10 protein-coding genes are annotated in these 7907 nt (G+C 48.0%); 5 read left to right on the forward strand and 5 right to left on the reverse strand.

The genetic code is table 11. The features are described 5' to 3' along the window. Nucleotides 1-194, forward strand: a 194-nt coding sequence (locus ACE1CM_RS19340; protein ID WP_374879435.1) for a hypothetical protein, incomplete at its 5' end; no start/stop codon positions are given. Between the two features lie 25 nt (nt 195-219). Here ACE1CM_RS19340 and ACE1CM_RS19345 read toward each other — a convergent pair. The 5 genes from ACE1CM_RS19345 to carA form a co-directional block, all read right to left on the reverse strand. Further along, nucleotides 220-492: a DUF1816 domain-containing protein gene (locus ACE1CM_RS19345; RefSeq protein ID WP_226587225.1), complete on the reverse strand. Its 273-nt coding sequence runs from the start codon at nt 490-492 to the stop codon at nt 220-222. 46 nt (nt 493-538) lie between these two features. Then, a complete protein-coding gene (rlmB, locus tag ACE1CM_RS19350) occupies nt 539-1624 on the reverse strand; it encodes a 23S rRNA (guanosine(2251)-2'-O)-methyltransferase RlmB (RefSeq protein ID WP_374879437.1) in 1086 nt (361 codons plus the stop codon). A gap of 88 nt (nt 1625-1712) precedes the next feature. Continuing rightward, the gene (locus tag ACE1CM_RS19355) at nt 1713-2123 is read right to left on the reverse strand and encodes a Mini-ribonuclease 3 (RefSeq protein ID WP_374879439.1); all 411 of its coding nucleotides are present in this window, start codon (nt 2121-2123) and stop codon (nt 1713-1715) included. 101 nt (nt 2124-2224) lie between these two features. Then, complete coding sequence (locus tag ACE1CM_RS19360) at nt 2225-2569, reverse strand: STAS domain-containing protein (protein WP_374879441.1); 345 nt, start codon at nt 2567-2569, stop codon at nt 2225-2227. Nucleotides 2570-2824: 255 nt separating this feature from the next. Beyond that, complete coding sequence (gene carA, locus ACE1CM_RS19365; protein ID WP_374879443.1) at nt 2825-3988, reverse strand: glutamine-hydrolyzing carbamoyl-phosphate synthase small subunit; 1164 nt, start codon at nt 3986-3988, stop codon at nt 2825-2827. A gap of 248 nt (nt 3989-4236) precedes the next feature. Here carA and ACE1CM_RS19370 point away from each other — a divergent pair, with 248 nt between their 5' ends. The 4 genes from ACE1CM_RS19370 to ACE1CM_RS19385 form a co-directional block, all read left to right on the forward strand. Continuing rightward, entirely contained in the window at nt 4237-5013 is a 777-nt protein-coding gene (locus ACE1CM_RS19370; RefSeq protein ID WP_374879445.1) for an RNA-guided endonuclease InsQ/TnpB family protein, read from the forward strand. 42 nt (nt 5014-5055) lie between these two features. Then, a complete protein-coding gene (locus ACE1CM_RS19375) occupies nt 5056-5442 on the forward strand; it encodes a zinc ribbon domain-containing protein (protein WP_374879446.1) in 387 nt (128 codons plus the stop codon). 172 nt (nt 5443-5614) lie between these two features. After that, the gene (locus ACE1CM_RS19380; protein WP_374879448.1) at nt 5615-6472 is read left to right on the forward strand and encodes a TIGR02281 family clan AA aspartic protease; all 858 of its coding nucleotides are present in this window, start codon (nt 5615-5617) and stop codon (nt 6470-6472) included. Between the two features lie 460 nt (nt 6473-6932). Further along, nucleotides 6933-7907 (forward strand): hypothetical protein (locus ACE1CM_RS19385; RefSeq protein ID WP_374879450.1); only part of this gene is annotated, 975 nt, incomplete at its 3' end.

Raw genomic sequence — 7907 nt, forward strand, 5'->3', positions numbered from 1 at the left:
AACGTTGTCAAACGCCTCTGGAGATATCGACCTCTGTATTGGTGAGGAAACTCCTCAATGTAAGTCGAGTCGTGGAAAGAGGAGAGCCAGCAAGAAGTGATTCTTGGAATCACCGTCCCTTCAGGGCGGTGAGGATGTCAACAAGCATCGATGCCATAATTGAGACTCTATCCCAACCCGCCCGCGATCTCTGACCAATTAGCAATTAGCAATTAGCAATTACCCATATGCTGGCGATGCTTGAGAGTCAATCATCTCCCCCATTTCATCAAAGATCGTCAGTTCAGTGGGCTTACAGCGCTTAATCGCCACAGAGATCCCTTGCGCCCCTTCCCCTTGCAAGTCTTCGATGTAGCCATCCTGAGCCTCCTGGGCTTCTTCGTAGCTCATAAATGGGCCGAAATAATAGGTACAGCTGGGGTTCTGCGTTATGATTTCGACCCACCAAGCCAAACCCAAGAACTCTAGCATGTTGGTCAACTGTTCTTTCATGGCTTCTACTTGTGTTTAGCTATGCAACGCGGTTTCTGCCTTTCTGTTACTTTTCTTTATACTCTGTTACCTTTCTTTTTTCCAGGTATTGTCTTTCCCCTTCACCCTCTTTCTTTTTCACGGTTTCGAGCTGTAACATATTCGACCAGCGCTGGCGAAACAGCTCATACAGAGCCATTCCGGCTGCTACCGAGGCATTGAGACTGGGTGTTTTGCCTTGCAGCGGAATCGAAACCAAAAAATCGCAGCAGCGTTGGGTCAGCAGACTCAGACCTTCGCCCTCAGAGCCAATCACCAGAACCGTTGCACCCTCTAATCGAGCGGCGTGTATTGGTTGATTGCCATTGACTGCTAAACCGTATATCCAAAAACCAGCCGCTTTCAATTCTTCCAGAGCTTCTCTAAGATTGACAACCCTCGCCACTGGAAAACTTTCTAAAGCTCCAGAAGCAACTTTCATCACCGTTGAGGTGATCCCCACCGCACGTCGTTGCGGGATCGCCATTCCTTGCGCTCCCAAGGCTTCAGCCGTGCGAATAATCGCACCCAGATTGTGCGGATCGGTAATGCTATCGATGACAATTATCACCGGCTGTTCGGAAACCGATTTTGCTCGTGCAATCAAATCCCCCAATTCTATATATGCATAGGGTGCAATTTGAGCCGCTACGCCTTGGTGATTGGCTCGGTGGGTGACTTGATCCAAACGTTTGGGATCGACTTCGTCAATTACCGTGCCATTCGCTTTAGCTTCGAGTAATAATGTATGAAAGCGGGGATCGTAACGCAACTGGGGTAAAATCCAAATGCGGTTGAGACTTCGCCCATTCTCCAACGCCGACAAAACCGTGTGGCGACCGTAGATTAAATCTGTTTCTTCGCTAGCGCTAGTCGTTTCCAAGGGCTTGCTCTGCTTAACAGCCGGTTTAACTTCTTCAGCAGCACCAGTGATTTTAATCGGCTTGCTCTGCTTAATAGCCGGTTTAACAACAGGCGGACGGGTACTGGGGGCGGCAGTTCGCGCGGGGGTGAGGTCTTTATTAGTGACGATGCGGCGCTTGCCGTTCGATTTGAAGGGCTTACCTGGATTTGGCCTGCCCTTAGCATCAGCATTGCGGTCTTTATTAGTCATGAGATTGTCCGGGTTGCATATCAACCCTACGGTTTTTACTTTATTCGACTCGGCGGAAAATTACAGCAATCTTGAGAATGATTTAAGCCTATTGCTCTGGTTGGCGATCCAGTTCTAGTTGTGCCAATAGCTGATTTAATCGTTGGGGATCGGTGATGTACAAGTAACCCATTAAGGTTTCTAAGCTTGTCGCCTGTTGATATATTTCCCGCTCTACTCGCTTGGGACCACTAGCCGCCGCGTTGCGCCCCCGCCTGAGTATTTCCAGTTCGGCGGGGGTGAGGTGGGGGGTGAGACTTCGCAGATGTTTAGCCTGAGTTTCCGCCCTTACCTGTGCCACCACAAGATTGTGATAGTCTTGCGATCGCTTGGGGGGCATAAGATAACGGCTGCGGATGTAAAGCTCGTAAACTGCATCCCCCAGATAAGCTAACGCCAAAGGCGAAAGCTGCTGAATTTGTGTTATCGAGCAAACTTCTGTGAGCGGCGGATTGAACAAGCGTTGTTAGAATTAACCCCAAATTTTGAGTAGCTTTTAACCAATCAATCGACAGCAGTAATTCCCCCACTACACCTATTTAAGGATAGCGGGGGAGCAGATTACGGTATTGTTTCCAGGGCAGCTTCCACCGAAGGCTGCAAAGATAGAAACTGTTCCAAGCGCACGAGCTTGACAGTCTGCGTTACCCGGGCATTGGTCACTATTTGCAAACCCCCCTCCGCACCTTTAGCCTTCTTGGCTAGCTGCACCAGAGCGCCCAATCCAGAGCTATCGACAAAGTCTATCTTAGACAGATCCAAAACCACTTGCTTTGGCCCTTCATCGATACACTTGCCAATCACCTTCCGGAAAGTCGGCTCCGAAAAAGCGTCTAATAAGCCTGTAAGGCGAAATAACTGGTATTTTTCCTTGACTTCCCGCGTGCCTCTGAGGCTAACTGTCAAGGTTAGTTGCTCGGGAATAATACCCTCCTAGCTGCTTCGTGCTTACGGTCGAGGCTGCTATACAGAACTTGACCAAACTTGTTTAAAGCTAGTCATTCAACTAAAGTTTCCTTTAGAGGGTCTGCTTCTTGCTTCAACCAAGGGAGTCTGCTCCTGCTTGTCCACAAGCGTAAATTCGGGTGTAGCCCACCCTATGTACTGATGAGAGCAATTTTAGCACAGTTGCTTTTTGCTTAGATCTTACCCGCTCAATGCTTAATTCACATCAGCCGTTGCCAGTTTTGCTTGCCGCATCGCTTGGACAAACTGGTGGAACAGGTAGTCGGCGTCGTGGGGGCCGGGGCTGGCTTCTGGGTGATACTGTACAGAAAACAGGGGTAGGGATTTGTGACGCAAGCCTGCGACGGTGCGATCGTTCAAGTTAAGGTGGGTAATTTCTACATCCGCATCGGGTAAGCTATGGGGAGCGATGGCAAAACTGTGGTTTTGGCTGGTGATCTCAACTTTGGTTTGCAAACCGGCAGGTTGATTTAAGCCGCGATGACCGAATTTTAGCTTGTAAGTATCGGCGCCCAGAGACAAGCCGAGAATCTGGTGTCCCATGCAGATGCCAAATACGGGTTTTTGGCTTTGTAGAAGGGCTTTGGTTGTTTCGATACCTTCGGTGACGGCGGCTGGATCTCCAGGTCCGTTGGAAAGAAAGATGCCATCAGGATTATATTTGAGGATTTCCTCTGGCGGGGTATGGGCGGGGACGACGATGACGCGACAACCGTAACTTGCTAAGCGCCGCAGGATATTCCGCTTGACGCCAAAGTCAAGTGCAACGACGGTGAGGGTTTCGCCTTCTGCTGGTTTGGCTTCTGGGTTGAACTCCCATCCCGTTGTGGTAGGCTCAGACCATTCGTAGATCTGTTGCGTTGTGACTTGCCGGACTAAGTTTAATCCTGCCATGCTGGGGGCGGCTTGGACTAAGGCTAGCAATTCCACTGGGTCGAGAATTTCGGTGGAAATTCCGCCGTTCATCGCGCCAAATTGACGAATTTTGCGAGTGAGGGCGCGGGTATCGATGCCGTAAATCCCTGGGATTTGGTGCTGTTTGAGGTAGTCGGGGAGGGATTGAGTCGAGCGCCAATTGCTGGGGCGAGTACAGATATTGCGCGCGATCGCACCCCGTACTTGAGGCCGTTCTGATTCTTCGTCCTCGAGATTGACTCCAGTATTGCCTAATTCTGGATAGGTAAACAGCACTATCTGACCGCAGTAGCTGGGATCGGTCAATACTTCCTGATATCCGGTCATGCCGGTGTTAAACACGACTTCCCCAATCGTAGTTCCGGGCGCGCCAAACGACCAGCCCCGATAAGCCGTGCCATCTGCCATCACCAGCAGCGCCGGATGAGCATCAAAAAGGGGCATACTTTCAATTACTCTTTTTCGATCTTGATCCATGCCATTATCACACGAGCGCTAAGGGGAAATAATGAAACCTTACTTAAATGTCGCGAGGGGGCTGGCACTATACCCGTAGGGTTAGTGTTCAGATGAATTGCGACCAACAAATAAACCCAGCGGTAGCGAATCAATCATTAAGAAATGATAGCTGATCGCGCAATATCGCTCAGGAGCCGTTATCATGAACAGAGAAACACGGTAAGGTCGATGCCATGTACAGAGCAGTCAAAGTCAGAATCTATCCCACAAAAGAGCAAGAGTCATACCTTGCTCAATGTTTTGGCAATACTCGATGGTTGTGGAATTACATGCTTAATGCCACTACTACTGCGTACAAAGAAACAGGAAAAGGGTTATCTAAGGCTGCAATGGACAAGATGCTGCCAAAACTGAAGAAGGAATATGAATGGTTGGGACTTGCCTATAGTCAAGTTATGCAACGAGTAACATTCAATCTTTCAAGCGCATTTGTCAACTTCTTTGAGGGACGCGCTAAATTTCCTAATTTCAAGTCCAAGCATGGTAAGCAATCGATTCAATACCCCCAAAACGTTAAACTAATGCCCTCGGATTCGGCGATTAAGTTTCCTGGAAGCTTGGGGGTTATCAAAACCGTGTTTCATCGAGCTCTGCCCGATGCAAAATTCACGACTGTCACTATATCGAGAAATGCTGATGGTCGGTACTATGCTTCTATTCTTTTCAATCTTGAGGACAATCCTGTAATTGCGGTTAAAGAAGCAATCGGAGTTGACCTTGGTTTAAAGAACTTTGCTACAACTTCGGAAGGTTCAAAATATGACCTGGCTAAAAAGCAGTTAGCTGATCTAGAAAAGAAGATAAAACCTAAGCAAAGGAAACTAGCCAAAAAGAAAGACAAAACATCCAACAAGCGTCGCCAAGCTAAATATTTAGTAGCAAATATATATAGCAAAATAGCTAGGGTAAGAGAAGATTTTATGCACAAGCTATCTCGCAATATAGCATAGGAAAACCAAGTGATTTGTGTGGAAGATTTGGCAGTGAAGAATATGGTAAAAAACCCCAACCTGGCGAAAGCTATTAACGACCGGGGATGGGGAATGTTTTTAACCATGCTTAAGTACAAAGCCCAAAGGTTTGGACATACCTATCTTGAAGTAGGCCGTTTCTTTCCATCCTCTCAACTTTGTAGTGAGACTCTACTCCCAATCCCGATACTGCAAAATGGTTATAATTCTTTGGGAGTAAGGTTTGTAGATTGCCCTCACTGCCAAAAGCAGCATGACAGGGACATCAATGGGGCGATAAACATTAGAAATGAAGGTTTGCGAATTTTGGCGTTAGGAACTAGCGCTTCTGCCCAAGGAGGGGATGTAAGACCAATGGCATCGGGACGTAAAAAATCTACGGTGGTTCTGGCGATTCCCGATGAATAGGGAAGCCCACACCATAGCTTAAGCTTGGTGTGGGTAGTTCACTTAAGTGTCGAGATGCGATCGCATTTGTTCGCTGCTGGGCTAGCGCATCGGAAATTACATATTTTGCTGGTGGGTTTAAATAGTCATAAGCCTGGAAAAAACTTTAAAAGTAATTACACAACCTACCGTCATGGAAAAGCTTTCGCGCCAGAGTTCCGTCCTAGTTTTGCTCTCAGGCTTTTTAGCACTTACCAGCATTGCTTGCACCAACGAACAGCCAAAAACTAACTCTAGCAGCCAAACCCAGCCATCTACCATTGTCGCTGCGCCCAAAAGCGCCCCCCCAGCCCAAAAGCAACTCATCCAAGCTAAAAACAATCTGCCCAGCAGCGCCATCGATACTTACGAACTAGCGCTGGACAAAGCGGCTAGCGCTGCCAGTCTCAGTCAAGCCGCCTCCTCTACAGACGATTGGAAAATCGTCAGCAGTCGCTGGACTGAAGCGATTAAACTACTCAAAGCCGTGCCTGCTTCCAGCCAGCATCAGCAGAACGCTAAAACCAAACTAGCAGAATACCAAAAAAATCTCGCCGCCGCTAACCGCAAAGCCAATCCCCCCAGCGAACCAGTGGTAGCTTATAACCCAAATCTGGGAAAAAGTCAAGCCCGAAACTCCACTCCACGGGTATTTCGCGCCCCGATTATTGGACGGCTGGGGGGTACGCCAGTGATTTTGGTGACGTTTAACGGCGGGCAAAAATTTCCGATGATTCTGGATACTGGCGCCAGCGGCGTGGTAATCACGTCACAAATGGCAGCTGCGTTGGGAGTGAGACCAGTAGGCAAGGTTTTAGCCAAGACACCGAGTCATAAAGCAGCAGCATTTGATGTAGGCTTTGTCGATTCGATTGCGGTAGGCGGTGCTGTGATGACGGATGTACCCGTTGCCATCGCACCCCAACTAGACGTGGGATTGCTCGGACAAGACTTCTTTGCCAGTTACGATGTCACGATTAGAAGCAATGTAGTTGAATTCCACGTTCGATAGCGATAATTGTCCGGATAAAACTTGACCATGAGGAAAAACTATTTAGGCATTTCACAGAACTGACGCGGGAAGATCCCAGAAACCGGGTTTCTTGCTGCGATCTTATATATTGCTTTGCTACTAGGCCGAGGAAAAATGTATTTTTGAATACATTTTTCCTCGGCCTTGCAGCCAATACAGACCCGCTCTGTACTCGCGAGCGCAGAAATTTTCGGGTGAGTGAAAATCTTTTAGAAATTTTCCGGATAAAACTTCGCCAGCAAGAAAAGGTGTTGAGGCATCTCAATTACTCAGCCAAACCACATCTAATTTGCCCAGACGCTCTAGGCTGATCAGAAGTTTCCAGCCTGAGAATTATGCAAGTTAAATGTGGAACAGCTTAAAGTTTGATTCTGAGTGCGTGGGCTAAAGGGAAATAGAACCCCTTAGCCCTCAGTTTCTGATGGTCACAAGGAAAATTATGGCTAACATCTCAGGTTTTTTGGGCAGAACTGGTGACTATACCAACGACCTAATCGGGTTAAACAATTTCCAAAATGAGTGGATTAAAGCTGCTCAGGAAAAAGGAATTACGCTCTCTGGGAAAACCAGCACAACTTTCAACGGGACAGGACCCAATCTCTCGCTGTTAAATTTCTCCACTAACCCAGCACAGAACCTCGACAATCTGGCTCTGACTAACCTAAATCAAGCAGGTAATGATACCTTTGCGAGTATCGCAGGCATCGGCGTCGCAGATTCCTATGATGGTTGGTACACCAAAACCAATAAAATTCGGGCGGAAATCAACCATAACCCCAATAATGGTGAATCTCAGGAACTGATATTCAAATGGGCAGATAACCAAAACATTACCAGCACAACAATTGAATTGAGTGCCTTGAGTCCCAAATTACCTACAGAAGGCGATCAAGGCAATGAAGTTGGTTTCCTACAGCTATACAACAATGGGCAGCTGGTGTCACCCACCAACTTTACAATCGCTCGCCTCAATGCGCCAGTCAATCCAAAGCCTATTACTATGTCCCCAAATGGGATAACTTTCATCGGCGATCGCACAGATGGCAGTTTCAAATTTAAGATCGATGCCATTCCCGGTTCTGGTTTTAGCTTTGACGAACTGCGGTTCTCTGCCAAACCTTACGATAGTCCAACCTCTACCTACCAAACCACCCCCTTCAAACAAGATGGTTCCGATTACTTAGTGCGGAACATCAGCTATGAAGGGACTGATGTTATCGTTACCATCGCTGCCAGCGACGCCAATGCCGGCGAAACCGATAGCGGCATGGCACTTAACCCCGGACAATTCACCTTTACCCGCACCGGCAGTACCGCCTCCCCACTCACAGTTAACTACGCCATCGCTGGCACCGCAGGCAACGGCAGCGATTATAGTTTGATCGACAACAGCATTACCTTTGCGGCGGGTATT

This window comes from Microseira sp. BLCC-F43, from assembly GCF_041929235.1.
Taxonomy (GTDB): Bacteria; Cyanobacteriota; Cyanobacteriia; order Cyanobacteriales; family Aerosakkonemataceae; genus Microseira.